Annotated in this window: 29 protein-coding genes; 8 read left to right on the top strand and 21 right to left on the bottom strand. The window is 73.4% G+C overall.

What is annotated here, in order from left to right; translation table 11 throughout:
* Nucleotides 1–24: 24 nt before the first annotated feature.
* The 9 genes from Dvina_RS20685 to Dvina_RS20645 form a co-directional block, all read right to left on the bottom strand.
* Nucleotides 25–951 (bottom strand): ABC transporter permease, encoded by a 927-nt coding sequence (locus Dvina_RS20685; protein ID WP_223104111.1) that lies wholly within the window; start codon nt 949–951, stop codon nt 25–27.
* 1 nt (nt 952) lies between these two features.
* Nucleotides 953–1864 (bottom strand): ABC transporter permease, encoded by a 912-nt coding sequence (locus Dvina_RS20680; RefSeq protein WP_246656341.1) that lies wholly within the window; start codon nt 1862–1864, stop codon nt 953–955.
* Nucleotides 1848–2636, bottom strand: a complete 789-nt coding sequence (locus Dvina_RS20675) for an ATP-binding cassette domain-containing protein (RefSeq protein ID WP_223104110.1) — start codon at nt 2634–2636, stop codon at nt 1848–1850. The genes Dvina_RS20680 and Dvina_RS20675 overlap by 17 nt, the downstream gene beginning before the upstream one ends.
* On the bottom strand, nt 2629–3606 hold the full coding sequence (locus Dvina_RS20670; protein ID WP_223104109.1) for an ABC transporter ATP-binding protein: 978 nt from the start codon (nt 3604–3606) through the stop codon (nt 2629–2631). The genes Dvina_RS20675 and Dvina_RS20670 overlap by 8 nt, the downstream gene beginning before the upstream one ends.
* Nucleotides 3607–3678: 72 nt before the next feature.
* Nucleotides 3679–5301 carry an ABC transporter substrate-binding protein gene (locus Dvina_RS20665; RefSeq protein ID WP_223104108.1) on the bottom strand — a complete coding sequence of 541 codons (1623 nt, stop codon included), beginning with the start codon at nt 5299–5301 and terminating at the stop codon, nt 3679–3681.
* Nucleotides 5302–5321: 20 nt separating this feature from the next.
* A complete protein-coding gene (locus tag Dvina_RS20660) occupies nt 5322–6458 on the bottom strand; it encodes a pyridoxal phosphate-dependent aminotransferase (RefSeq protein ID WP_223104107.1) in 1137 nt (378 codons plus the stop codon).
* Nucleotides 6455–7225 carry an SDR family oxidoreductase gene (locus tag Dvina_RS20655; RefSeq protein ID WP_223104106.1) on the bottom strand — a complete coding sequence of 257 codons (771 nt, stop codon included), beginning with the start codon at nt 7223–7225 and terminating at the stop codon, nt 6455–6457. The genes Dvina_RS20660 and Dvina_RS20655 overlap by 4 nt, the downstream gene beginning before the upstream one ends.
* Nucleotides 7222–8121 carry a dihydrodipicolinate synthase family protein gene (locus tag Dvina_RS20650; RefSeq protein WP_223104105.1) on the bottom strand — a complete coding sequence of 300 codons (900 nt, stop codon included), beginning with the start codon at nt 8119–8121 and terminating at the stop codon, nt 7222–7224. The genes Dvina_RS20655 and Dvina_RS20650 overlap by 4 nt, the downstream gene beginning before the upstream one ends.
* Nucleotides 8122–8129: 8 nt before the next feature.
* Nucleotides 8130–9113: a D-2-hydroxyacid dehydrogenase gene (locus Dvina_RS20645; RefSeq protein WP_223104104.1), complete on the bottom strand. Its 984-nt coding sequence runs from the start codon at nt 9111–9113 to the stop codon at nt 8130–8132.
* Nucleotides 9114–9311: 198 nt separating this feature from the next.
* Between Dvina_RS20645 and Dvina_RS20640 the strand changes: the two genes are divergently transcribed.
* On the top strand, nt 9312–10541 hold the full coding sequence (locus Dvina_RS20640) for a cytochrome P450 (RefSeq protein ID WP_223104103.1): 1230 nt from the start codon (nt 9312–9314) through the stop codon (nt 10539–10541).
* A complete protein-coding gene (locus Dvina_RS20635; RefSeq protein WP_223104102.1) occupies nt 10541–10753 on the top strand; it encodes a ferredoxin in 213 nt (70 codons plus the stop codon). The genes Dvina_RS20640 and Dvina_RS20635 overlap by 1 nt, the downstream gene beginning before the upstream one ends.
* On the opposite strand, the gene Dvina_RS20630 is transcribed toward Dvina_RS20635, so the two are convergent.
* The gene (locus tag Dvina_RS20630) at nt 10750–11436 is read right to left on the bottom strand and encodes a nucleotidyltransferase domain-containing protein (RefSeq protein WP_246656340.1); all 687 of its coding nucleotides are present in this window, start codon (nt 11434–11436) and stop codon (nt 10750–10752) included. The two genes, Dvina_RS20635 and Dvina_RS20630, sit on opposite strands and share 4 nt — an antisense overlap.
* Before the next feature lie 73 nt (nt 11437–11509).
* On the opposite strand from Dvina_RS20630, the gene Dvina_RS20625 reads away from it, so the two are divergent.
* Entirely contained in the window at nt 11510–12979 is a 1470-nt protein-coding gene (locus Dvina_RS20625) for a GGDEF domain-containing protein (protein WP_223104100.1), read from the top strand.
* Between the two features lie 53 nt (nt 12980–13032).
* Here Dvina_RS20625 and Dvina_RS20620 read toward each other — a convergent pair whose 3' ends face one another.
* From Dvina_RS20620 to Dvina_RS20600, 5 genes are all read right to left on the bottom strand, one after another.
* Complete coding sequence (locus Dvina_RS20620; RefSeq protein ID WP_246656339.1) at nt 13033–14058, bottom strand: hypothetical protein; 1026 nt, start codon at nt 14056–14058, stop codon at nt 13033–13035.
* A gap of 128 nt (nt 14059–14186) precedes the next feature.
* Nucleotides 14187–14594 (bottom strand): hypothetical protein, encoded by a 408-nt coding sequence (locus Dvina_RS20615; RefSeq protein WP_223104099.1) that lies wholly within the window; start codon nt 14592–14594, stop codon nt 14187–14189.
* Nucleotides 14595–14676: 82 nt separating this feature from the next.
* Nucleotides 14677–15246 carry an RICIN domain-containing protein gene (locus Dvina_RS20610; RefSeq protein ID WP_223104098.1) on the bottom strand — a complete coding sequence of 190 codons (570 nt, stop codon included), beginning with the start codon at nt 15244–15246 and terminating at the stop codon, nt 14677–14679.
* A 124-nt stretch (nt 15247–15370) separates the two neighbouring features.
* Nucleotides 15371–15946 carry an HD domain-containing protein gene (locus Dvina_RS20605; protein WP_223104097.1) on the bottom strand — a complete coding sequence of 192 codons (576 nt, stop codon included), beginning with the start codon at nt 15944–15946 and terminating at the stop codon, nt 15371–15373.
* A gap of 106 nt (nt 15947–16052) precedes the next feature.
* Entirely contained in the window at nt 16053–17066 is a 1014-nt protein-coding gene (locus Dvina_RS20600) for an RNA polymerase subunit sigma-70 (protein ID WP_223104096.1), read from the bottom strand.
* Nucleotides 17067–17162: 96 nt separating this feature from the next.
* On the opposite strand from Dvina_RS20600, the gene Dvina_RS20595 reads away from it, so the two are divergent.
* Genes Dvina_RS20595 through Dvina_RS20585 form a run of 3 tightly spaced genes read left to right on the top strand, consistent with a single transcriptional unit; the run spans nt 17163 to nt 18223 of the window.
* Nucleotides 17163–17543 carry a nuclear transport factor 2 family protein gene (locus Dvina_RS20595; RefSeq protein ID WP_223104095.1) on the top strand — a complete coding sequence of 127 codons (381 nt, stop codon included), beginning with the start codon at nt 17163–17165 and terminating at the stop codon, nt 17541–17543.
* 9 nt (nt 17544–17552) lie between these two features.
* The gene (locus Dvina_RS20590) at nt 17553–17894 is read left to right on the top strand and encodes a TfoX/Sxy family protein (RefSeq protein ID WP_223104094.1); all 342 of its coding nucleotides are present in this window, start codon (nt 17553–17555) and stop codon (nt 17892–17894) included.
* Nucleotides 17891–18223 (top strand): hypothetical protein, encoded by a 333-nt coding sequence (locus Dvina_RS20585; RefSeq protein WP_223104093.1) that lies wholly within the window; start codon nt 17891–17893, stop codon nt 18221–18223. Before Dvina_RS20590 ends, Dvina_RS20585 begins: the two co-directional genes overlap by 4 nt.
* Before the next feature lie 243 nt (nt 18224–18466).
* On the opposite strand, the gene Dvina_RS20580 is transcribed toward Dvina_RS20585, so the two are convergent.
* From Dvina_RS20580 to Dvina_RS20570, 3 genes are all read right to left on the bottom strand, one after another.
* A complete protein-coding gene (locus tag Dvina_RS20580) occupies nt 18467–18736 on the bottom strand; it encodes a hypothetical protein (protein ID WP_223104092.1) in 270 nt (89 codons plus the stop codon).
* A gap of 7 nt (nt 18737–18743) precedes the next feature.
* Nucleotides 18744–19475, bottom strand: coding sequence for a dienelactone hydrolase family protein (locus tag Dvina_RS20575; protein ID WP_223104091.1), 732 nt, complete (start codon nt 19473–19475; stop codon nt 18744–18746).
* Nucleotides 19476–19545: 70 nt separating this feature from the next.
* Entirely contained in the window at nt 19546–20163 is a 618-nt protein-coding gene (locus Dvina_RS20570; protein ID WP_223104090.1) for a TetR/AcrR family transcriptional regulator, read from the bottom strand.
* 54 nt (nt 20164–20217) lie between these two features.
* Between Dvina_RS20570 and Dvina_RS20565 the strand changes: the two genes are divergently transcribed.
* Nucleotides 20218–20955: a class I SAM-dependent methyltransferase gene (locus Dvina_RS20565; protein WP_246656338.1), complete on the top strand. Its 738-nt coding sequence runs from the start codon at nt 20218–20220 to the stop codon at nt 20953–20955.
* Between the two features lie 68 nt (nt 20956–21023).
* Here the strand turns inward: Dvina_RS20565 and Dvina_RS20560 are convergent, their stop codons facing one another.
* The gene (locus Dvina_RS20560; RefSeq protein ID WP_223104089.1) at nt 21024–21812 is read right to left on the bottom strand and encodes a winged helix-turn-helix domain-containing protein; all 789 of its coding nucleotides are present in this window, start codon (nt 21810–21812) and stop codon (nt 21024–21026) included.
* Nucleotides 21813–21937: 125 nt separating this feature from the next.
* On the opposite strand from Dvina_RS20560, the gene Dvina_RS20555 reads away from it, so the two are divergent.
* Nucleotides 21938–22492 (top strand): dienelactone hydrolase family protein, encoded by a 555-nt coding sequence (locus tag Dvina_RS20555; RefSeq protein WP_223104088.1) that lies wholly within the window; start codon nt 21938–21940, stop codon nt 22490–22492.
* Here the strand turns inward: Dvina_RS20555 and Dvina_RS20550 are convergent.
* Entirely contained in the window at nt 22489–23403 is a 915-nt protein-coding gene (locus Dvina_RS20550) for a phytanoyl-CoA dioxygenase family protein (protein WP_223104087.1), read from the bottom strand. The genes Dvina_RS20555 and Dvina_RS20550 overlap by 4 nt on opposite strands.
* Nucleotides 23393–24715 carry a condensation domain-containing protein gene (locus tag Dvina_RS20545; RefSeq protein WP_223104086.1) on the bottom strand — a complete coding sequence of 441 codons (1323 nt, stop codon included), beginning with the start codon at nt 24713–24715 and terminating at the stop codon, nt 23393–23395. Before Dvina_RS20545 ends, Dvina_RS20550 begins: the two co-directional genes overlap by 11 nt.
* Between the last annotated feature and the right edge of the window lie 83 nt (nt 24716–24798).

Genomic DNA, 24798 nt, shown 5'->3' with positions numbered 1-24798 from the left:
ACAGGCGTTCCTTTCGAGGGGGTACTACCGCCGCACGCGGGGATCGATGGCGGCATATGCGAGGTCGACGAGGAGGTTCATGAGGACGATGAAGAACGCGGCGAACAGCACGGCGCCGGTGATCATCGGGATGTCGAGGGTGCCGATGGCGTCGAACGTGAGCTTGCCGATGCCGGGCAGGCCGAACACGGACTCGATGACGACGACGCCGCCGAGGAAGTAGCCGAGGTCCATGCCGAGCATGGTCAGCAGCGGGCTGAGCACGTTGCGCAGGCAGTGCCGCAGGAGCACGACGCGCTCCGGCATGCCCTTGGCCCGGGCGGTCTGCACGTAGGGGCTGCGCAGGGCCTCGAGCATGTTGGTGCGGGTGAGCCGGGCGTACCAGGCGGCGCCGCCCAGGCCGAGGGTGAAGGCGGGCAGGATCAGGTAGTTGAGGTACGGCGACTCGTAGCCGCTGAGCGGGAAGACGCTCGACTTGTAGGCGAGGGCGTAGAGCAGCAGCAGGCCGAGCCAGAACGGCGGTGCGGACAGCCCGACGAGCGAGGCCAGGGTGACGGCCCGGTCGAGCAGGCCCTTGGGCCGGTAGGCGGCGACGATCCCGGCCGGCACGCCGAGCAGCACCTCGAACAGCACGCCGAGCAGGGCGACGGCCGCGCTGACCGGCACCGCCCGCCGGATGGCCTCGCCGACGGAGGTGCCCTGCAGGGCGTAGCTGGTGCCGAGGTCGCCGTGGATCACCTGGCGCAGGTAGGTCCAGTACTGGTAGCCGAGGCTGCGGTCCAGGCCGAGCTGGGTGTGGATGGAGGCGACGGTGGCCGCGCTGGCGTTGGGGCCCGCGATGAGCCGGGCCGGGTCGCCGGGCACGACGTGGGTCATGAAGAACGCGAGGGTGACGACGCCGAAGAGCACGACGATCGCCTGCGGCAGCCGGCGCAGCAAGAACTTGCCCATGTCAGCGGCGCTCCGGGGCGGTCGGGTCGAGCAGGTCGCGCAGCCAGTCGCCGGCGAGGTTGAACGACAGAACGGTCAGCAGCAGGGCGATGCCGGGGAAGAACAGCAGCCAGGGCGCGATGGTGAAGTACTCCTTGCCCTGCTCGATCATCTGGCCCCAGGACGGGTCCGGGACGGGCACGCCGACGCCGAGGAACGACAGCGACGCCTCGATGAGGATGGAGGAGGCGACGCCGAGGGTGGCGTAGACGATGGTCGTCGGCACCAGGTGCGGGAACAGGTGCCTGCGCATGATCCGCCAGTGCGACAGGCCGAGCGTCCGCGCGGCGACGATGAACTCGCGCTCCTTGAGCGACAGCACGAGGCTGCGGATGATGCGGGCCAGCGCGGTCCAGTAGATGAGCGCGATGACGATGACGACGTTGCGGGCGCTGGGGCCCGTGACCGAGATGAGGGCGATGCAGAACAGCAGGATCGGGAACGACATGACCACGTCGGTGATCCGCATGAGCACGGTCTCGACCCAGCCGCCGAGGTAGCCGGCGACAAGCCCGACGAGCACGCCGAGGACCGTCGCCAGGCCGTTGGCGAGGATGCCGATGACGAGCGACACCCGGGCGCCGTAGAGCAGCCGGGACAGCACGTCGCGGCCGTTGGGGTCGGCGCCGAGCGGGAACCCGCCGCCGGGCCCGACGGGTGCGCCGGTGGCTTCCAGGCCCTCGGGGTAGGTGGTCAGGGGTGGGTGCGGGGCGAGCAGCGGCGCCAGGATCGCGGCGAGGGCGAGCAGGATCAGCAGGACGATCGACACCAGCGCCGGCCAGTCGTGGCGCAGGCTGCGCCGGGCCCGCCGCCAGAATCCGGGCGCGGCGACCTCGGTGCCTTCCATGTTGGGCAGTTCAAGCGGTGCGGTCACGGCGTTGCCTCCTTCCGGAGCCGGGCTCGGGAACAGCCGCGATAAGGCTTCGGGTGTACTCGTGCGACGGGTTCGCGAACACGGCCGCGCTCGGGCCCGTCTCGACGATCCGGCCGCCCTGCATGATCGCGATGTCGTCGGCCATGAACCGCAGCGTGGACATGTCGTGCGAGATGAACAGGTACGCCAGCCCGTCGGCCTCCTGCAGGTCCTTGAGCAGGTTGAGGATCTGGGCGCGGACCGACACGTCGAGCGCCGATACCGCCTCGTCGCAGACCAGCACCTGCGGGCCCACCGCGAGCGCGCGGGCGATGGAGACCCGCTGCCGCTGCCCGCCGGAGAGCTGGTGCGGGTAGCGGCCGGTGAACGCGGCCGGCAGCCCGACCCGGCCGAAGAGCTCGCGGACCCGGATCGTGTGGTCGGGGCGGGGCACCCCGGCGGCGACGAGCGCCTCGGCGACGTTCTCGCCGACGGTGAGCCGCGGGTTGAGCGAGTCGTACGGGTCCTGGAACACCATCTGCATGTGCTGGCGGAACCGGCGCAGGCCGGTGCCCTTGAGCCGGGTGACCTCCTGGCCGCCGATGCGCACCGAGCCGCCGCTGGGGTCGACGACCCGCATGATGGCCCGGGCCACGCTGCTCTTGCCGGAGCCGGACTCCCCCGCGAGGCCGAGCGTCCGGCCGGGCTCGATGGTGAAGCTGACGGCGTCGACGGCGGTGCGCTTGCGGTAGGCGACGCTGAGGTCGCGGACGTCCACGGCGGGTTCAGGCATCGCCGTCCCCCAGCGGGAAGTGGCAGGCGGCCGACACGCCGGGGCCGGTGGGGCGCAGCTGCGGGTCGACGGTGCGGCACAGGTCCTGGGCGCGGGGGCAGCGGCCGGCGAACGAGCACTGCCCGGCCGGGACGCCGCCGAACGGCGGTGCGCCCGGGATCGTGGGCAGCCGCCGGGGCAGGTCGCCGCGCAGCCGCGGGATGGAGTCGAGCAGCGCCCGCGTGTAGGGGTGGGTCGGGCGCGCCACGATCTCGTCCGTCGGGCCCGACTCGACGACGCGGCCGGCGTACATGATGAGGATCCGGTCGCAGAAGCTCGACACGACGCCGAGGTCGTGGCTGATCAGGATGGTGGCCGTGCCGTGCGAGTCGGTGAGCTCGTCGAGCAGGTCGAGCACCTGGGCCTGCACGGTGACGTCGAGCGCGGTGGTCGGCTCGTCGGCCACGATCAGCCGTGGTGTGCAGGCGGCCGCGATGGCGATGCAGACCCGCTGGCGCATACCCCCGGAGAACGCGTGGGGGTACTCCTTCAGGCGCCGCTCGGCATCGCCGATGCCGACGGTGCGCAGCAGCCGGGCCGACTCCTCCCGGGCCGCCGCCTTGCCGAGCCCGCGGTGGTGGCGCAGGCCCTCGGCGAGCTGGGTGCCGATCCGCAGCAGCGGGTTGAGGCTGGACATCGGGTCCTGGAAGACCATGGCGATGTCGGCGCCGCGCCACCGGGCGAGGCGTTTCGCGTCGAACGTCAGCACGTCGTGGCCGTCGAAGCGGACCTGCCCGCCGACGCCCGCGGTCTGCGGCAGCAGTCGCATGACGGCCTGGGCGGTCACGGACTTGCCGGAGCCGGACTCGCCGACGATGCCGACCCGCTCGCCGGCCCCGACCGCGAAGGAGACGCCGCGCACGGCGGCGGAGCGCTCACCGTCGCGGTCGAAGTCGACGGTGAGGTCGTCGACCTCAAGGAGGGTTGTCACATCGGTGTCCTCGTCTGGGCGCCCCGCCGGGGGCCTCGAGTGTGCTCAGCGACCCCCGGCGGGAGTACCGGGTCAGCGACTGGCGGTGCCCGTCGTCTTCCAGTAGTTGGTCATGTCCCAGCCCCAGATCGGCTGCGAGTGGTAGCCGCCGACGGTCTTGCCGAACACCTCGGTCTTGGAGCCGTAGTAGAGCGGCACGACCGGGTTGTCGGCGAGCATCGCCTTGGTCGCCTGGACGTAGATCGCCGTGGCGGCGTCGTTGTCCTTGGCCGCGAGGGCCTGGTCGACCAGGGCGTCGACGTTCTTGTTGCAGTAGAACGGGTAGTTCTGCCCGCCCGGGATCGCCGCCCCGCAGGACAGCAGGGCCTGGTAGAAGTCGCTGGCGTCGGGGTAGTCCGCGACCCAGAACGTCAGCGTCATCGGCGCCTTGTTCGGGGTGCCGGCGAGGTCGAAGAACGCGCTCTGCTGCACCGGCTTCGCGTCGACCGTGATGCCGATCTTGCCGAGGTCCTGCTGCAGCTGGGGCAGCAGCGCGGTCCACGGCGAGGTGTTCCACGAGTACATCGTGGTCGAGAAGCCGTTCGGGAAGCCCGCCTCGGCCAGCAGCTGCTTGGCTTTGGCGATGTCCTGGTCGTGGACGAGCTTGTCCTTGGTGTAGCCGGTGATGCCCGGCGGCAGGTACTCGTTGGCGACGGTGCCCTGCCCGGCGACGAGCTTGAGCAGGAAGGTGCGGTCGAAGGCGTAGGAGACGGCCTCGCGGACCTTCGGGTTGTCGAACGGCGCCATCTGCGTGTTCATGGTGACGTAGTACGTCGACGGCTTCACGATCGTCTTGATCTGCGGCTTGAGCGCCGCGTCGCCCGCGACGGTGAGGTAGTCGGCGGCCGGGATCGGGTCGCCCATCAGGTCGATGGTGCCCTTCTGCAGCGACAGCAGCTGCACGTGCGGGTCGACGCCGAGCTTCTCGACGACCTTGTCGACGTACGGCTTCGGCGCGTCCCAGTACTTGGGGTTGCGGTTGACGACGATCTCCTGGCCGGGCGTGAAGTGGTCCATCACGAACGGGCCGGAGCCGACGGGCTTGCTCGCCGTGCCCGACTCGATGACCGACGCGTGCGGCATCGCCAGGACGTACTTGAACGAGCTGTTGGGCGCGGTGAGCTTGACCTGCAGGGTGCTGTCGTCGGTCGCGGTGATGCCGGCGAGCGAGCCGGTCGGCGCCTTCGCGTAGTCGGCGGCGCCGGCGATCCCGGTCCAGAAGCTCTGCACCGGCGACTTGGTGGCCGGGTCGAGGATGCGGGTGAAGGAGTACACGAAGTCCTTCGCGGTGACCGTCTTGCCGTCGCTGAAGGTCATCCCGGAGCGGATCTTGATGGTGTACGTGAGCCCGTCCGCGCTCACCTCGGGCAGGGCGGTCGCGGCCTGGGGCTCGATGTTCATGGTGTCGCCGACGTAGTCGTAGAGCCGGTCGTACAGCATGCGCATGTTGTTCCAGCAGGTGGCGTCGTAGCACACCGCCGGGTCGAAGGTCTTGGGGTCACTCTGGTAGGCCACGGTCATGGTGCCGCCGTAGCGGGCCTGGTCACCGCCGCCGGAGTTCTGGGTGGAGTCCTTGGCGTCGCCGCCGCAGGCCGCGGTCAGGGCGACCACGCCGGCGGTGAACGCCGCCAGGAGGATCTTCGGCTTGGAAGGCATCTACGCCTCCTTCACTGTGCTTACTGGGGGGATGGGGGTGTTGCCAGGTTCCTCAGGCCGCGGACGATGTCGTCTTTCGCGGCCGCGAGGGAGAGCCGGACGTGACCGGCTCCCTCGGCACCGAACGCGGAGCCGGGCGCTACTGCGGTGCCGGTCCGGTGCAGCAGGTCCAATGGGGACACGTCGGATTCGAGCCAGAGGTAGAACGCGCCGGCCGGCCGGGTGGCCGGCAGTCCGAGGGCTTTCGCGGTTTCCAGGGCGGTGTCGCGGCGGTCGCGGTAGGCGCTGCGCATGTCCGCGACGCAGGACTGCTCGCCGGTGAGGGCGGCGATCGCGGCGTGCTGGGTCACGGTGTTGACGCAGGACGCCGTGGCCTCCTGCACCCGCGTGATGCCGGCCGCGAGCTCGGGTGTGGTGAGCGCGTAGCCGACCCGCCAGCCGGTCATCGCGTAGCTCTTCGACAGCGAGAAGACGCTGACGAACGGCGTGCCGGGCGCCGCCTTGGAGAACGTCACGGCGGGCCTGTCGAGCCACAGCTGGTCGTAGCACTCGTCGGAGATCACGACCAGGTTGTGGGTGCCGGCCCACGCACCGACGGTGGCGAGCTGTGCGGCGGTCCACTGGTAGCCGACCGGGTTGGACGGCGAGTTGATGACGATCGCCCGGGTGCGGTCGGTCCGGAGGCGGTCGAGGTGGTCGTAGTCGGGGCTGTGGTTGGTGGCCGGGTCCAGACGGTAGCCGCGCGGGACCGCGCCGAGCATGGTGGCCAGGGTGGAGAAGTTGGTCCAGCCCGGGTCCGGCACCAGTATCTCGTCACCGTTCGACAGCAGCGTCCGGTAGGTGGAGAACAGGGCGCCGACACCGCCGGCGCTGACCACCACGCGGTCCGGGGTGACGCCGTCGAGGTCGTTGTCCCGGGCCAGCTTCGCGGTGACCGCCTCGCGCATGGCCGGCAGCCCGGCGCTCGGGCCGTAGCGGGTGTGCCCGGCGAGCGCGGCGGCGTGGGCGGCCTCGACGATGTGCGGCGGGGTCGGGAAGTCGGGCTCGCCGAACTCGAGGTGCACGGCGCCGGGCACGGCCCAGGCGGCGTTGGCGACGGCCCGGATGCCGGATGCGGGGGTCGACGCGACCTCGGGCGAGATCGCCGGAGACGTCATGTCAGGCTCCGCATCAGGCCGCCGTCGACGGAGAGCAGGCTGGCGGTCACGTAGGACGCCTCCGGCGAGCTCAGGAAGCCCACGACGGCCGCGAACTCGGCGGGCTTGCCGTAGCGGCCGGCCGGGATGTCGGCCATCGCGGCGCTGCGGACCTCGGCGACGTCCTTGCCGGTGCGCTGGGCCCGGCCGGCGTCCAGGGCGGCGACCCGCTCGGTGTCGATTCGGCCGGGCACGACGCCGTTGACTGTCACGCCGTCCGCGGCGACGAGCCGTCCGACGGTCTTGAGCCAGGCGGCGAGGGCGGCCCGGCCGCCGTTGGAGTAGGACAGGTCGGGCAGCGGCTCGCGTACCCCCGAGGAGAGCACGGCGATGATCCGGCCGCGGCGGCGTTCGCGCATGCCGGGCAGGAGCCGGGTCGCGAGGTCGATCGGGGTGACGGTGAGCAGCTGCAGCGCGGTCCGCCAGCCGTCGGCGTCGGTGCGGTCGGCGGGGACGGGCGGCGGCCCCCCGGCGTTGAGGACCAGCACATCGACGGAGCCGAGCGTGCCGGCGGCCGCGGCCGCGACGGTTTCGGCGGCGTCGGGGGTGGTGGCGTCGGCGCTGAGGGTGTGGACGGTGACGCCGTGCCGGGCCCGCAGGCCGGCCGCGACGGTGTCGAGGCGGTCCCGGTTGCGGGCCCACAGCAGCAGGTCGTGGCCGCGGCCCGCCAGTTCGTCGGCGATGGCCGCGCCGAGGCCGGAGCCGGCGCCGCCGATCACCGCGGTCACGCCGGCACCTCGAACGGGTCGATCGACGGGGTCAGGCCGACGCGGGCCAGGACGTCGTCGAGCTCGGCCAGGGTGGCCTCGTCCGGCAGGGGGTTGAGGGCGCGGGTGCGGGCGGTGGCGATGACGCCGCGACGGCGCAGGACCTCCTTGCGGATGCCGAGGCCGACGCGGAGCTGGCCCTCGAAGACGATGTAGGGCAGGAAGCGGTCGTAGATGCGGGCCGCGGCCGCGCGGTCACCGCGCTCGAAGGCGAGGCGGATCGCGCGGAGGATCTCCGGGTAGGCGAAGCCGGTCATCGTGCCGGCGGCGCCGCGGCGCAGCTCCGAGTATGCGCTGACGCCGCCGAGGCCGCCGAACACGGTGAGGTCGGGCCGTTGGGCCAGGAGCTTGCCGATCTTCGGCGGGGTCGGCGGGTCCTCGAGCTTGACGACGGTGCTGCCGCTGGCGTCCAGGGCGGCCAGCAGCGCCGACACCGGCAGGTTGACCCCGGTCGCGGCCGGCTCGTCCTGGACGATGACCGCGATGCCGGCGTCGGCCGCGCGGTAGAAGGCGGCGATCTGGTCGGTGTCCTTGAGCAGCGGCGGAGCCGAGACCATCACGGCGGCCGCGCCGGCCGCGGCGGCGCGGCGGGCGTTGGCCGCGACGACGGCCGCGGACGGGGCCGAGCAGCCGACCGCGAAGGGCACCGTGCCCGCGGCGGCCGCGGCGACGGTGGACAGGACCGTCTCGCGCTCGGCCGCGGTGAGGTCGGCCGCCTCGCCCATGACACCGAGGATGGTGATCCCGTCGACGCCCCAGCTCGCCGCGGCGGCGACGATCCGCTCCAGGCTCGCCGCGTCCACGTCACCGGCGTCGGTGAACGGGGTCGGGCTGATGTACCAGGTTCCCGTGAGCATGAGGCTCCTTAGTAGCCGCGGTCGCGGTGGTAGAGGTTGCGCAGCGGCTCCCCGGCGCGGTAGCGGCGCAGGTTGTCGCAGAACAGGTCGGTGAGCGCGGCGTTCTCGGTGGCGACGGTCGAGGCCGAGTGCGGCGAGACGAGCACGTTGTCCAGGTCCCACAGCGGCGACCCGGCCGGCAGGGGCTCGGTGCCGAAGACGTCGAGCGCGGCGCTGACCCGCCCGGACGTCAGGGCCTGCAGCAGCGCGGGCTCGTCGAGGACCTGGCCGCGGGAGATGTTGACGATGATCGCGCCGTGCGGGAGCAGGGCGAGCTGCTCGGCGCCGATGAGGCCCTCGGTCCGCGGGGTGAGGGGGCAGCACAGGACGAGGACGTCGGTGCCGGGCAGCACCTCGTCGAGCTCGCCGATGCGGTCGCGGCCCAGGCCGAGCACCTTGGTGCCGAGGGCCGCGAACGCGCGGGCGACCTCCCGGCCCATGCCGCCCAGGCCGACGACGGTGACGGTCCGCCCGGCGAGCTGCGTGGTGGTGTAGCGCTCCCAGCGGTGCGCGGCCTGGCGGCGGCGCAGCTCGGGGACGCCCTTGATGAAGTAGAGGGCGCCGGTGACGGCGAACTCGGCGAGGGGCACGGCGTGGATGCCGGCGGCGGTCGTGAACGTCAGGTCGGTGCGGTCCAGGCCGGTGCGGTTGACGAACCCGCCGATGCCGGCGCTGGTGCCCTGGACCCAGCGCAGGTTGGGGGCGCGCCGCGGGAGCTCGGCGGGGGCCTGCCAGTCGAAGTCGAAGGCGACGTCGGCCCGCTCGAGCAGCCGGGCCCAGCGGGCCTGCTGGTCCGGGGTCAGGTCACGGGCGGTGCCGGTGTGGTCGCAGCGGTACCGCGGAACCGGCAGGAGTTCCGGCTCGTAGAGCACCTCGACGCCCGGCTCCGCCGCGATCCGGCCGACGAGCTCGGGCTCCAGGTAGGTGGCGATCAGCGCCGCGGTCTGGGGCATGCGAGAACCTTAACGGTCGACGGCTGATTGTCGACAACCGACTTTCACCTGTTACCAGCTCTTTACATGATCCACCGAGGTCACACCTTTTCGCCGGGTTTCGCCGGGTTCCATCGAACTTCGCGGGCGCGAAGGGCTTGGCGTGTCGTCCGGATATCGATAAGGATGAGCATCAGTGACTGCGATCGGGGGTTTTCGATGACTGCGGTGCCGCTGCCGCTCGCCGGTGCGCAGCGCTGCCCGTTCGGGCCGCCACCGGACTACGCCGAGCTGCGTGCACACCACCCGGTGAGCCGGGTCGAGTGCCCGACCGGGATCGAGGCGTGGCTCGTCACCCGCTACGCCGACGTCCGGGAGGTGCTCGGCGACCCGCAGCGGTTCAGCACCCGGCCCGGCACCGGATCGCACATCCTGGCCGGCTACGCGGCCGGCGAGCCGGGCGAGGGCGACTTCCCGCGCATGGACGGACCGGAGCACCTGCGGTTCCGCCGGCACATGGCGCCGGAGCTGTCGAACATGCGCCGCATCGCGCAGCTGCGCCCGATGGTGCGCCGCGTCGTCGACGAGCGCATCGACGCCCTGGCCGCGACGGCGCCCCCGGCCGAGCTCTACGCGGACTTCGCCAAACCGGTCACCACGGCCGTGATCGCCGGGATGCTCGACGTGCCCGCGGCCGACCACCCGCTGTTCCAGCACGCCGCCGAGGCGCTGTTCGCGGGCGCGTCGAGCGGCGCCGACGTGGCGGCCGCGATGCAGCCGCTGTTCGAGTACCTCTACGGGATGGTCGCCGCCCGCCGGGCCGCCCCGGGCGAGGACGTGCTCAGCCGCATGATCGTGCGCAGCGACCAGACCGAGCGGCCGTTCACCGACACCGAGCTGGTCCGGATGAGCGCGGGGCTGCTCGTCGCCGGCTACGACACCACCGCCAGCATGATTGCCCACGGCGTGCTGGCGCTGCTGGAGCACCCGCAGGAGCTGGCCCGGCTGCGCCACGACCCGACACTTGCCGCGGCGGGCGCCGAGGAGCTCGTGCGCTACCTCGGCGTCGGTGGCGGCCTGCTGCGCGCGGCGACCGAGGACACCACGATCGCCGGGCAGCCGATCAAGGCCGGCGACTACGTGGTGGTCGCGATCCAGTCCGCCAACCGCGATCCGGCCCTGTACGCCGACGGCGACCGCCTCGACATCGGCCGCCCCACCGGCCCGCACGTCGGCTTCGGGCACGGCCCCCACCAGTGCGTCGGGCAGCAGCTGGCCCGGCTCGAACTGACCGCCGTGCTGGCCGCCCTGCCGCGGCGGATCCCGACACTGCGCCTAGCCGTGCCGTTCGCGGACATCCGGTTCAAGGTGGCGTCGGCCGTGCTGGGACCGGTCGCCGTCCCCGTGACGTGGGACGGCATCGAGGCTTCGGGTGAGGGTGGGGACTGATGCGGGTCGAGGTCCACGTGGACAAGTGCATCGGCTCGGGCGTGTGCGCGCTCGTCGCCCCTGACGTGTTCGACCAGCGCGACGACGACGGCGTGGTGATCCTGATCGCCGAGCACCCGCCGGCCGAGCACCAGGAGTCGGCGTACGAGGCCGCGAACCGCTGCCCGGCCGCCGTCATCGAGATCCACACGAACCGCGCCGCGACCCGCTAGCCCGCGTAGCGCCGGATCAGGTCGAGGTCCTCACCCCACCCGGCGAGCACGTCGGCGTGGCCCCGCTGCGCCGCCAGGGCCTCCACCGCCGTGACATGGCGCACCTGCCCCACGCGCTCGGGCCGCAGGGTCTGCGCCCACGGCGCCGGGAGCGGGTAGGTGTCGAGCTCCCACTGCAGATACGCGTTGTACGGCCGCAGCCGGCCGTGCAGCGCGAACACGGTCTCCAGCAGCCACGGCACGCTCTCGGCGAGGTCGAGACCCGCCGCGGCCACGGCACCGGCGCAGTGGTTCTTCGCGGCCCGGTACAGCTGGTTGAGGTAGGCGTCGAGCGCCGCCCGCCCGGTCGCCGCCGCCTCCTCGGCCGAGGGGGTCGCCTGGCGCTGCACGAGCGCGGCGATGCCCCCGCCGAGCCGGTCGAGCAGCACCCTGGCGCCCCGGTACCCGTAGCGCTGCCACCGCACCGAGGTGTCCGCGAGCGCGGCGGCCGTGCACACCACCTCGTCGAGCACCGCCGTGCGCGTGACGTGCCGCCAGGGCACCTCCTGCTCGGCGACCACCACCGTCACGTCGACGTCGGAGTGGGCGGTGGCCAGACCGCGCGCATGGGAGCCGGTCAGGATCACGCCGAGCACACCGGGGTCGGCACCGGCCCGGTGCAGTACCTCATCCAGCACATCCACCGGGCCATGGTAGTGACCCGGGCCCCCCGGTGAACCGCTCAGCTGCGCCGCCCGACGGCCGATGCGCATGGGCATGAGACGGCCGCCGGCACTGCTGCGCGACCCCGTGCTGCTCGGCATGGGAGCGCTCGCGGTCGCCATGGTCGGCTGGTATCTCGCCGGGCCGGGCGGCTCCGTGCTGTCGTGGGCCATCCAGACGGGCCTGGACGTCTGCGTCATCGTCTTCTCCCGCCGGCTGCACGCGCTCAACGCCGGCGACCGGCCCGCGCGCCGGTTCTGGCGCGGGCTCACGGTCGTCGGGGCGATGTGCGCCACCGGCGACGGCCTGCAGACAGTGCTCGTCGCGCGGGGCGGGCCGGGGACGCCGATCAGCCTCGTGCAGACGTCGCTCGTGGTGTGCTCGATGACAGTCGTCGTCATCATCATGCTGCGCCACCCGCTCGGTGACACCGGGCGGCTGCGGTTGCGGCTGTGGCTGGACGCGGCGACGGTGCTGGCCGGGGTGGCGGTGCTGCTGTGGTACTTCGCCCTGGGCGCGCACCTGGACAGTCCCCGCATCGCCGACCGGGTCCTGTTCGCCGCCATGTCGGTCGTCATGCTCGTCGTCGTCCTCGGCGTGCTGAAGCTCATCCTGAGCGGCACGGCGCCGTTCACTCGCCTGGCCGGGGTGGCCGGCTGCATCGGGGTGGCCGGCACGGCGCTGGGCTCGGCCGCGACGATCATCATCATCGGCTCGAACCCGCGGGTCGAGACGGTGGCGTCACTGCTGTCGTGCCTCCTCGTCGTGGCGAGCCTGCGGATGCAGGAGGTGCAGCTGCGGCAGCCGGGTGAGCACGCCCGGGCTCCGCGGCGGCGCACCAGCGTCATGCCGTATCTGGCCGTGGCCGTCACCGAGCTGCTGCTCATGTTCGCGCTCGGCGCCACCGGGGCGGACCCCCGCCTGTGGGGTGTCGCCGCCGGCGTCCTGCTCATCACCCTGCTCGTGGTGACCCGGCAGCTCGTCGCGTTCCACGACAACAACCGGCTGCTCACCAGCCTCGACCGCAGCAACGCGGAGCTGCGGCAGCTGCACGAGGAGCTGCGCCACCGGGCGACCCACGACACGCTGACCGGGCTGGCGAACCGGGCCCTGCTCGCCGAGCACATGGCCGCGCTCCCGCCGGACGGCGGGGTGAGCATCCTGGTGCTGGACCTCGACGGCTTCAAACAGGTGAACGACCACTACGGCCACCATGCCGGCGACGCCCTGCTGGTGGCGGCGGCCCGGCGCCTGGCCGCCGGGATCGGCGAGCGGGACCTGGCCGTGCGCCTCGGCGGTGACGAGTTCGCCGTCGTGCTGCCCGGCTCGACCCCGGCCGCCGCCCGCCGCCTCGCCGTCCGGCTCGCCGAGGCGCTGAGCGAGCCCTACGACGGTGCGCTCGTCGGCGCCAGCATCGGCGTGGCCAGCGGTGCCCCGTCCGCGCTCGACGCGCTGTTGCGCGACGCCGACGCGGACATGTACCGGATCAAGACGGCCCGCAAGGCGGCCGCGGTCGTCGCTTGAGCGATGGCCGCCGCTCGCCGTGGCGGGCCGCCCGCACCACGAGGGCAGCGCCGCTACCGGCCGGGGCCGGTCTGGGCGAGGCCGGGACGGCCGGTCCGGTGCGCTGCGGGCCCGGGCCGCGCCGACGGCGGCCGGCCGACGGCGACGGCCGCGCCCAGCACCGTGAGGACCGCGACCGCGGCGAACGCGGCGAGCGTCGCGGTGTCGGGGTGCAGCACCGACTGCCCGCGCCACGCCTGCCAGCTGAGCACCGCGAACACCCCGGCGTAGCCGGCCGCGGCCGCACCGACAAGCCGCGCCCGGGCCCGCTCGCCGCGCAGCCACGCCCGGTCGCCGCGCTTCGCGAGGAGGCTCAGGGCCGCGGTGACGGCCAGCAGGACCTGGATCGCGTGCAGGCCGACGAAGTGCGGCACCCGCAGGTCGCCGCCCGTCGTGCTCCAGTTCGTGAGGGCCATGCCGTGCCCGTCCGGGTCGCCGATGCCGTGCGCGCCGCCCAGCGACACCACTGTCCCGTTCGCGTCGACCTCGGTGCGCGGCTGCTTGCCGGAGGCGGTGCTGAGCCACAGCGCCACCACCATGCTCGCGAAGGCCAGCCCGAGCCCGGCCCGCAGCGCCCGGGTGAGGGCCGCGTCGCCGGTGCGCTGCACGAGCAGCAGGATCGCGATCACCAGCGTGGCCACCAGCAGCGGCATGATCCCGAAGGAGAAGATCGTCTGCACGGTCCTGGCCACGTCGTCGGTGTTGCGGTTGAAGTGGCTGAACGTCCCGTGCGCGGCGGCCCACGCGACCGCGCCGACGTCGAGGACCCCGGCGACGGCGAACAGGGTGCCGAACCACCAGCCGGTCCGCCGGCCCTTCGTGAGCCGGGGCAGCAGCCACGCGAGGGTCAGGCTGTAGACGCCCATCGCGACGCCGAACTTCATCGGCTTGGCCCAGACCGGCTCACCGAGCAGCCGCCGGTCGTCGGCGAACACCGCCACGGCGGCGAAGGCGGCCAGGGCGAACATGAGGGTGGCGTGGACGAGCAGTGGCCGATGCCACGTACGCACCGCGAGACCTATCCTTGTGAGCACGGACATCGGAGGCTCCAGACCGGGACCGCCGACCGGTCCGCTACCGGCCGGCACGCCACCTCAGCCTCCGCGAAGCGCCGGGCGCGGACCATCCGACAATCCCCCGGACGCATACGGGGGCTGCCCCCCGGATCTCAGCCGACCCGGACGCGCCCGCCGAGCGCGACCGGCAGCGCCCCGGCCAGGAAGTGCCCCGCCGGGTCACGGTTGAGCCACAGGAGCTTGTGCCGCCGCCCGTCACGCATCTGCACCCGCAGCGCCCCGCACGTCAATCCCCGCACGAGGTCGGCCGCGGCCACCTCGTCGAACCGGATGACCCGGTTGGTGGGGTGCCCGGCCAGCAGAGCCTCGTCGTCGAACGACGCCGCGGGCGCGGAGGGCAGCGGCGCCACGACCGTCGGCCCGTATTCGTTGCGCACCGTCGCCCCGAGCCCCAGCCGCCGCCGGATCAGCCGGTCCTGCGCCAGCCAGAGCTCGCCGTGGATCCAGTCGAGCCAGCCGGTGGTACAGCTCCTGCTCAGGCACACAGCCAGATCGCTCACGACCGCGAGCCTAGAACCCCGCAGGCCAGGACCCTGTCATCCGAACCGCCCTCGTCGGCCGCGACCCGCCACCTCGCCGGCGCTAGAACAGCACCGGGCCCGGAACGTGGCTCGCCGGGAGCTCCGGCCGCGACACCGGCCCGTGCGGCAGCGCCACAAGCCACTGCTGCGCCTGGCGTCCGTGCCGGTCCTCGAACCAGGGGCTCCAGCGGGGTTCGGCCTCGTCGTTCAGGGTCAGGTAGCGGCGGTTGTGGGCCGACTGGATGAGGTAGCCGGCGCCGTCCGGCGCCTCCTGCAGGTACCAGCGCTGCCAGGGCTCGCCGTTGGGCTCCCACAGCACCGGATGGATGTCGCCGGAGATCGCGGACGTTGCGTCGAGGGCCAGCCCGTTGGCCGCCGAGACCACGCTCACCTCGCCGACGACGCCTGTCGGGCCGAGGTACCAGAGCTGGTGGCGATGGCCGTGCGGCGGCCACGTCAGCGCCTGGCTGCCGTTGTCGACGGCGAACGCGGTGTCCAGGGCGAGGCCGCAGGCCCGGCCGATGATCAGGAACGGCCCGGCCCGGTCCGGCTGGCGGTTCAGCACGGAGTAGACCTCGTCGACGCCCATGGCCAGTCCCGGCAGGCGCACGTCGTCCTTGGACGGAATCATGCCAGCACGCTAGCCGCGCGCGACCCGGACTGTTCCAGCCGTGCAGTCAGCGACCATCGGCCGTCCGGCCGGGCCGGGCGGCGGCGCGCGTCACACGATCGCTCCGGATGGCCGCGCGGTGCCGTCAGGCCGGGACGATCAGGTGGCCGTACTCGTCGGCGAGCGGGGCCAGGTCCGGCTCGCCGTAGTGCGCGACCATGACCTTGAACGCCGCGGCCTGGTGCTCGCCGAAGCGCGCGGCGACGGCCGTGTAGGCGGCGGCGGTCAGGAAGCGCGGCGGGCTCGACTTGCTGTGGAACTTGTCGGCGTACATGACGAGGCGCTCTTCGGGGGTCTCGGCCAGATAGTCGCCGGGCGGCAGCGGCAGCGCCTGGGCCGCGATATCGGCGCGGCGCAGGCCCACGCCGGTGTGGTGGGAGCAGAACCGGGCCACGGTGTCGGCAAAGCCGAGCCCGGCGAGGATCTCATGGCCGAGCAGGCCGTGGCGGATGTACGCCTCCCCGGGTGCGAGGCGGTAGACGCCGACGTCGTGCAGGAGGCAGCCGGCGCGCACGAGCGCGGGGTCCGCGTCCGGGGCCGGTATCCGGGCGGCGATCCGGGCCACGATCCGGCAGTGGGTGTACACGAGGTCGAACGCGGCCGGGTTCGGGGCCAGCCGCTCGTGCAGGGCGCGGATCTCGTCGTCGGTGGGGATGTGCACCAGTGCAACGTACTGTCCGGGGCCGGGCCGGACCGCTGCAGGGCGGCAGCCGGCGGCGGTCCCGGCGGGCTCGCGTGCAGTTGCTCGGCCGCCGGGGCGGTTCGGGTCAGTGCCCCGGTCCTGCGAGGATGTCCGGCAGGCCGAAGCGGGGCAGCAGGTGATCGGTGTGGAAGCGGGTGATCGCGCTGATCCGGTGGCCGGCAAGGGTGAGGACGGCGAGCCCGGCCGGGTGGGCGGCTCCGCCGTCGGGGCCGGTGGCGTAGACGGCGAGCGCGGGTTGGGTGTTGGCGCGGGCGGGTATCAGGTGCAGCTGCCGGGTGTCTCGGTAGGCCCAGCTCGCTCGCAGGAACTCGGCGATCGCCGGCCGGCCGTGGTACTCGTGTGTGGCCGGCGGCATGCTCAGCCACGCGTCGTCCGTGAGGAGGCCGAGCAGGCGGTCGAGGTCGGCGGCGACGAATGCGTCGGCGAAGCTTCGGACCAACTCGTGTTCGGTCGCAGAGCCCGGTGCCGGTGCGGGCCGGCCGGTGCCGCGATGCGCTTGCAGTGCGGCGCGGGCGCGCTGGAGGGTGCCTTTGACCGCGGTCGGCGTCGTGGCGAGCATGGCTGCGACCTCGGCTGCTGAAAATCCGAGCACGTCGCGCAGGACGAGCGTGGATGCTTGGCGAGGCGGCATGCGCTGCAGCGCGGTCACGAATGCGAGTTCGACCGCTTCCCGCATCTGGTATCGGGCCGCGGGGCCCGGTGCTGTGTCAGGCGTCTGGTCGAGCAGCGTGTCCGGGTACGGCTGCAGCCAGGGGATCTCGCCGCGGCGGCTCGGCGGCGGCGGCTGGAACGGCGGTGTGGGCTCGGTCGGGATCCGACGCCTGTGCGCGCGGAGCGTGTTGAGGCACTGATTGGTGGCGATCCGGTAGAGCCAGCCGCGGATCGAAGCCCGGCCCGCAAACCCGCCGAGCCCGCGCCACGCCGCGATCATGGCCTCCTGCAGCACGTCCTCGGCGTCCGTGAGTGAGCCGAGGATGCGGTAGCAGTGCAGCAGCAGCTCGCGACGGTACGGCTCGATCAGCTCTCCGAACGCGTCCGCGTCACCGGCCCGGGCGCGATCGAGTGTGGTACGGGTCACCACGGCATCCTGCCAGTTGCCGTTCCGATCGGACCGGCCACGGTGTCGCAACAGGTGACCGGGGTCATGTGAAGCCGAGTTGACAGGAGAGCAGTGATGACCGAGCAGATGGGCGCCGCCTTGCGGATCGCACTGGCGTACCACGAGGCGTGGACCGGCAAGGACCTCGACCGGGCGATGTCCTACGTCGCCGGGAACGTGGTGTGTGACGCGCCGGCGGGCCGGATCGAGGGGGCTGTGGCGTACCGCGCGTTCATGGCCCCCTTCGTGCAGATGCTGCTCGGCGCGACGGTGATCGCCGCGTTCGGCGACGAGCGGACGGCCGTTGTCGTGTACGACACCGCCACCGTCGCCGTGGCGAGCGGGCCGGCCGCCGAGTCGGTGACGGTCGAGGACGGGAAGATCACCTACAGCCGGTTCATCTTCGATCGTGTGCCCTTTCAACAGGCCCGCGAGCGAACCTCCGGGTCGGTCTGAGCAGCCGTGGTGGCATACGACGAGGAGCTTGCCGGCCGTATCCGGCAGGTCGTGCAGCATGAGTCCGGGCTGACCGAGCGGCGGATGTTCGGCGGGCTGGCCTTTCTCGTCAACGGTAACCTGGCGGTGAGCGCCAGCGGCCATGGCGGCCTGCTGGTCCGCGTCGACCCGGCCGATACGGCGAGGCTGCTGCGCCGGGTCGAGACGGCGCCGTTCGAGATGCGCGGCCGGCCGATGGACGGCTGGCTGCGCGTCGATCCGTCGGGCCTGGGCACCAGGCGACGGCTCGCTGCCTGGGTCGCGCGGGGTGTCCGCTACGCCCGCACGCTGCCGGCCAGGCCGGGCCTGTGATGTTCGTGGTCCGCGGTGCGGGCGTCTGGCCGGCCCTGATCTGGCTCCTCGAACGCAGCGACGGCGGCAACCGCACCTTCCGGGAGATCCTGACCCACCAGCGACCGCCCTACGACAACGGACCCCTATGGTTCGTCGCGGTCCTGCTCATCTTCTCCGCCGCCGCAGCCACGCTCACCGGACGGCGTCAACCACCGCCGGCACCGCCCGCGCCGATGCGACGCCGGCACCTCCTCACCGCGGCCATCCTCATCGCCGCCGGCAGCTTCATCGTGCGGCTCGCCTTCCCGGTCGACTCCGCCCAACCCGCCAACCTGCACCTATGGTAGTGGCCCCAATGCGCCGCACTGTTCTGCCTCGGCATCGCCGCCGGACGTCGCGGCTGGCTGGCCGACCCGATCCCGCGCCACCTCGCCAACGCCGCACTCGCCGCCGCCGGCACAGCCGCGGCCGCCCTCACCGCCGTCATCGCCGTTACCGCACCCACCGGCGGCACCGACCCGTTCCTCGGCGGCGCCCACTGGCAGTCCGCCGCCCTCAGCGCCGCAGAAGGCGTCATCGCCACCGGTGCGTCAATCGGCACGCTCGCCCTCTTCCAGCGCCACACCGCCGACCGGCCACGAACCGCCCTCGCCGCGGCCGACCGGGCCGCATACCACGCATACCTCCTGCACGCGCCGATCCTGATCCTCACCGCCATCGCCCTGCACCACGTCGCAGCCCCGGCAACCGCGAAACTCGCCCTGCTGGCCTCGCTCGGACTCGCCGTGTCCTACGCCACCGCCGTCCACACCAGCCGCTAGCCAGGTCCTCGTCGGTGGCCCGACGATCGTGCGGATCACGCCGCCCTCAGCGCCCGCGCAGGAATGACACCGCCTCGGCCAGGCCCAGGTCGGTCAGGGCCGGGTCGTAGCGGCCGCCGATGTCGCGCATGAACGCGTGCTCGCCCTGGGCGTAGATGTGCAGCTCCAGGTCGTCGTGGCCGGCCGCGTACAGGGCGTCGAGGATGCGCACCCGTGCCGGCGCCGGCACGTGCGGGTCCTGCGCGCCGAAGATCACCATCAGGCGACCGCGGATGCGGTCGGCCGCGGCGAGGGAGCCGGGGTCGTCGGCGCCGAGCTTCCCGTCGTGCAGCCCGGTCGGGTAGAAGCACACGGTCGCCGCGACCCGCGGGTCGAGCGCGGCCCGGAACGCGAGGTGCCCGCCGATGCAGAAGCCGGCCGCGTGGAGCATGCCGACGTCGTCGCGCCCGGCCAGGTGGTCCAGGACCGCGGCCCGGTCGGCGTCGAACTCGGCGGTCGTCGTCGCGCTCGCCGCGCCCAGCCCGGCCGCCTTCCCGGCGTCGTCGAACTCGAGCGCCACCCCGGCCAGCTCGCCGCGCGGGTAGATCTCCGGCGCGCACACCAGGAACCCGGCCGCCGCCAGCCGCCGCGCGGTGCGCAGCGTCGACTCGGTGAGCTGAAAGATGTCGGTGTACAGCAGCAGCCCCGGCCACGGCCCGGCCCCGACCGGCGCGACGACCCGCGCCCGGATGTCGTAGCCGTCCGCCGCGATCGTGACGTCCTCTTCGCGCAGCTTCATGCCGCCCGACCCTACCGGCGCCGGCCTCCGGGACCGGGCAGGCCGCGCGGCGAGGTCACGCCGGTGCGGGTCACGCCGGGGTGCTGGCGGCGAGCGCGGCGATGGCGTCGAGCTGCATGGCCAGGCCGATGTCGAACTGCTCATCCCAGTCGCGGGCCCCCTGGTAGCGGTCGAGCCCGGCGGTGACGGGCGTGTCGGCGCTGACGACCGGCCGCCACTCGGCGTCGGTGTGCGGGCCGGTGCGGCCCTGCTGCTCGACGACGAGGTAGCCCAGGACGTAGCTGCCCCAGGTGCGGTGCGCGTCGAGCAGGGCCGAGCCGTCGAGCCCGGCCCGGCGCAGCGCGGCGTACTGGGCCTCGAGGGTGGCGGCGGCCCGCGCGCCACGGGTCGGCCGGGACAGCATGACGGGCAGCAGCCGGGGGTGAGCGTTCACCGTTTCGCGGTAGCGGTGGCTGAGGGTCGTCAGGTCCTGCCGCCAGTCCCCGGTCGGCTCCGGAGGCTCGGGGGTGATCGCGGCGACCACCGCGTCCAGGAGCGCGACCTTGTTCGGGAAGTGGTGGTAGAGCGCCATCGCCTCGACGCCGAGGGCGCGGCCGAGCCGGCGCATCGACAGGGCGTCGAGCCCGGCCTCGTCGACGAGGGCGAGTGCGGCCGCCACGATCGCCGCCCGGCTCAGGTCTCCCCGCATCACTGCCCCCCTTGCATCTTTACACCGTAAGGATAGCTCCTTTACAGTGTAAAGATGCGTGCGAAGTTTGGGATCGACGCGCCAGGGGTCGTGCGGACACTGGCCCTGCTCGGCGTTGCCCTGGGGGTGCTGGCCTGGCCGGTGTTCGCGCTGCTGCGGGCCGCGTGGGGCGGGGCGGCCGCGGTGGCGGTGAGCGCCGGGCTGGCCCTGACCGCGCTGACGTTGCTGACGCAGTCGGTCTGGATGGTGTACAGCAGCCTGGTCGCCAAGCACCGCCTGTGGCACCGGACCCTGGACGGCCTGGCCCTGCGCGGCGACGAGCGGGTCCTCGAGGTCGGCCCGGGCCGCGGGGCGGTCCTGCTGCGCGCCGCCCGGCACGTCCCCCGCGGGCACCTGGTCGGGGTGGACCTCTGGCGGGCCCAGGACCAGTCAGGCAACGGCCGCGCCGCGCTGCTGGCCAACGCCCGGGCCGCGGGTGTCGCCGACCGGGTGGAGGTCCTCGACGGCGACATGCGTGACCTGCCATTCCCGGCCGCCGAGTTCGACCTGGCCCTGGCCGGCCTGGCCATCCACAACCTGCCGGCCGGCGAGCGGGCCCGCGCCGTCGGCGAGCTGCTGCGCGTCGTGCGGCCGGGCGGGCGGGTGGTGATCCTCGACTTCGAGGGCACCGCCGGCTACGCCGACGCCCTCCGGCAGGGCGGCGCGGACGCGGTGCACACGTCGGCCCGGCACTGGTCGATGCACCCGCCCGTCCGGCTGGTGACCGCCACCGCACCCGCCGCGCGACCCTGACGCGCCTTGGCCCGCGCCCGGCCCCATCGGCGCCCCGGCCTCCGGAGGGGGATGCCGGGCCCGCACCGTCAGCCGTCGAGGGCGAAGCCGTCCAGGAGGCGCTGCAGGCCCGCCTCGAAGGCGTCGTCGCCGGCCGGGGTCGGGGCGAGGTTCAGGGCGCTGCCCCGCACGAAGTTCGCGGCGGTGGCGGCGATCATCGGGCCGGTCGCCGCCGCCGCGCCGGTGTCGCCGCTTCCGGCGCCGGTCACGGCCGCGACGGCCCAGTCGGTGTGGGCCGCCACGTGCGGGGTGCCGTGCGGCCGGTGGAAGGAGACGGCGACGGCGAGCCAGGGGTGCCGGCGGTACATCGCCCACTGCAGCCGGCACACCGACTCCAGCCGGGCTCGCCGGTCACCGGCCGGGTGCGCGGGCGGCGGGTGCGCGGCGAAGACCGAGTCCGACATGAGCGCCACCAGCCGGTCGCGGTCCCGGACGTAGGTGAGCAGCCACACGCTGGGCTGGCCGCACTCCATCGCCACCCGGCGCATCGAGAGGGCGGCCAGGCCCTCCCGGTCGGCGACGGCGATCGCGGCCCGGACGAGCCCGGCCCGGATCGCGGCCTCCTCCGGCGGTGGTGGCCCGGGCGACTCCGCGGCGGTCGCGGCCTGCTCGGCGACGACCAGGCCGCGGCCCGCCGGTGCCCGCTCGGCGAGGCCGTCGTGGCGCAGCATGGTCAGGGCGCGGTACGCCGGGCCCATCGACCCGCCCCACTCGGCCATGAGCTCCTTCGCCGCGGGCAGGGCCTGGCCCGGGCGCAGCTCACCCTCGACGATCCGCCGGCGCAGCTCCGCGGCGATCCGCTCCGCCTTGCGCGCCACGCCGCCTCCCGGGAGTACCGCCGCAAATGCCTGTCAGATTATCGTGACGGCCGTGTCCACAGTTGCGGGAACTGTCGCGGCTCTCATCGCTGCGCTGCGCGACTGCCCGGTCTAGGGTGGCCGGTATGGCCGAAGTCGTACTGTTCCACCACCTGCGCGGGCTCACCGACGGCGTCCTGGCGCTCGCGGACGGGCTGCGGGCCGGTGGGCACACCGTGCACACGCCTGACCTGTTCGGCGGGGTGCGGCCCGCCTCCCTGGAGGAGGGCGCGGCGCTCGCGAAGGAGGTCGACGAGCGGGACTGGTCCGCGTTCGACGGCTCGGTGTACGCCGGGGTCTCGTGGGGTGTCATGCTCGCCCAGCGCCTCGCACAGACCCGCCCCGGCGCCCGCGGCGCGCTGCTCTACGAGGCGTGCCTGCCCGTCAGCGGCGAGTGGGCGATCGGCCCGTGGCCCGAGGGCGTTCCCGTGCAGATCCACGGCATGGACGCCGACCCGTTCTTCGCCGGCGAGGGCGACATCGACGCCGCCAAAGAGCTGACGAGCATCACAGACCTTGCGCAGTTGTACGTCTACAAGGGCGACCGGCACCTCTTCACCGACAGCAGCCTGCCCTCCTACGACGCCGACGCCACCGCCCTGGTGCTCGAACGCTCCCGCGAGTTCCTCGCCGCCCGCTAACCGACGCGCAGCCGGGCGGCCTCCTCGGCCAGCATCCGCTGCTGGCGCAGCACGCGCGGCGGGACGAGCACCTCGCGCGGGCCGGTCGGCGTGAACGGCAGCCGCTCGGCGCCGAGCGCGCGCAGGACCGCCCGCTCCACCAGGGAGTGCTCGGCGGGGTCGGCGCGGTCGAAGCGCATCGGCTCGGCCAGGGTCACCGGCGGGTTGGTGATGACCCGGACCGCGCGCAGCACGTTCTGGGCCCGCGCGTGCAGGATGAACGGGTGCAGCAGGTACACGTCGCCGACCTCGCCGGTGGCCTCGACGAACTCGGTGCAGCCGGCGATGAGGTCCGCGTAGTCGAACACGGCCGGCACCGAGCCGCCGGGCGGGGGCTCGACGCCCGGCGGATACACGCCGCCGGGGTGCGCGGCCAGGAACCGGGCCACCGGGGCCACCGAGTCGGCCGCCACGAACGTCGCGCCGCCCCGGTGCTGCACGTCCGACCACAGCACCAGGGTCAGCAGGCCCTGCTCGGGCGAGTCGAGGAAGTGCCGGAAGAAGTCGCCGTCCTTGTGCCAGCCCGGCGCCTGCGGTGACGCGTCGGCCCACGGGCGGTCCGCGCCCTCGCCGAGGTTGACGATGAACCCGTCGTTCCACTGGTGCGGTGCGGTCGTGGCGATCCGCTCCGGGCCGCCGACCAGGTCGCAGATCGCCTCCCACGCCTTGGGGGCGAACGTTGCCACGTCGATGGTGCGGTGGCCGGGCATGTGCACCGACGGCTCGGCCCACGTCGACGGGTCCTGCGGGTCGTAGCCGAGCCGGGTCCAGAGCGTGCGGGTGTACTCCTGCGCGTCGGCCCGGCTGAAGCAGTTGCGCACGACGATGTAGCCGCGGGTCAGGAAGTGTTCGGCGTCGGCTTCACTGAGCACGGTTCGGCTCTCCTTCACTCGCGGCGGCGACCAGGACGGCTTCGAGTTCCCGGCCGAACACCTCGATCCCGGCCGGTCCGATGCGGTGCGTGTCGGCGGTGACGGCGACGTCGACCGCGTCGGTCCCGTCGGCGGCGGCGTCGATGTTGACGATCATGGTGTAGGTCAGCCGGTCGATCTTCCTGGTCCACCGCGACGTGGTAAGCGCCACCGCGGCCTTGACCTCGTCGGCGGTGGGGACCGTGGCACCGGCGGCGGTGCCGCCGCGGCGGTCGTTGACCAGGTAGGCGATGTCGCGCGGCAGCCGGTCGAGGAGCTCGGCGAGCCCGGCCGGGTCGTAGTATCCGTGCGCGAAGGCGTTGGTGGCGGCGTTCCAGGCCCGGCGCACCAGCTCGTCGAACGGCTCACCGGCCGGGTCGATGACGCAGAGGCCGTTCTGGACGAGCAGGCCCACCGCGTCGGCGTACCCGGGCCGGAACCGGTTGTTCACGACCAGCTGGGCGGCGACGGGCCCGCCACCGGCGAGCCGGCCCCGGGCCACGGTGTAGGCGGCGAGCGCCACGAACGTGGAGTCGAAACCGGTGCGGTGCGCGACGGTCCGCAGCGCTCGGTGGATCGCCGGGGACCGGATGGTGAGCTCCCAGAACCGCGGCTCGCGCGCATCCCCCGGCGCCCCGGGCCGCGGGGCGGGCAGCGACAGGAGCTGCTGCTCCCAGTACCGCAGCGACTTGCGGCTCTTGCGGACCCCGCCCGGAGTCTGCTCACCGGCGGCGATGGCGAGCGGTGTGAGGCTGTCGCGTGGACTCGCCGGCCCGCCGAGATGGGCGAGGTCACGCACGAGCTCGTCGATGCCGAAGCTGTCGACGGCGAGGTGGCAGTAGACGAGCACGACGTGGGTCAGCTCCGGCCCGCACCGCACGACCGCCATCCGCACCGGCCACTCGACGGCGTAGTCGAACCTGTCGTCAAGGTATCGCCGCCGCAGCTCCTCCGCCGCCGCGCCCGCATCGCCGGCCGCCGGCACGTCGACGACCTCGACGACCGCCTCCCCGGCGTCCGCCACGACCTGCCGCGGGGGTCCGTCGCCGCCGAACTCGAGCCGGGTCCGCAGCGCCGGGTGCCGGCTGACGAGGTACTGCAGGGTGCGGGTCATCGCCTCCAGCGGCGTGCCCGGCGGCAGGGGCAGCGCGCCGCCGATGTTCATGCTGCGGCCGGACTCCTGCATCGTCTGCCACATCGAGTGCTGCGCCCACGTCATGGGCCCGGCGCCGGTGCCCTCCCCTTGGAACGGCACCAGGATGCGGCTCGTCACGACCCCATCGTCGACCGCCCATGACCCGCCGGTCAAGGAACACTTGCCGGCCGCGGCCAGAAAATGTTCCGAAACACGTTTCG

Origin of the sequence: Dactylosporangium vinaceum (genome assembly GCF_019904175.1) — a bacterium.
GTDB classification, from domain to species: domain Bacteria; phylum Actinomycetota; class Actinomycetes; order Mycobacteriales; family Micromonosporaceae; genus Dactylosporangium; species Dactylosporangium vinaceum.
The sequence above is the reverse complement of the archived record's forward strand: the minus strand, read 5'-3'. Positions and strand labels throughout refer to the sequence as shown.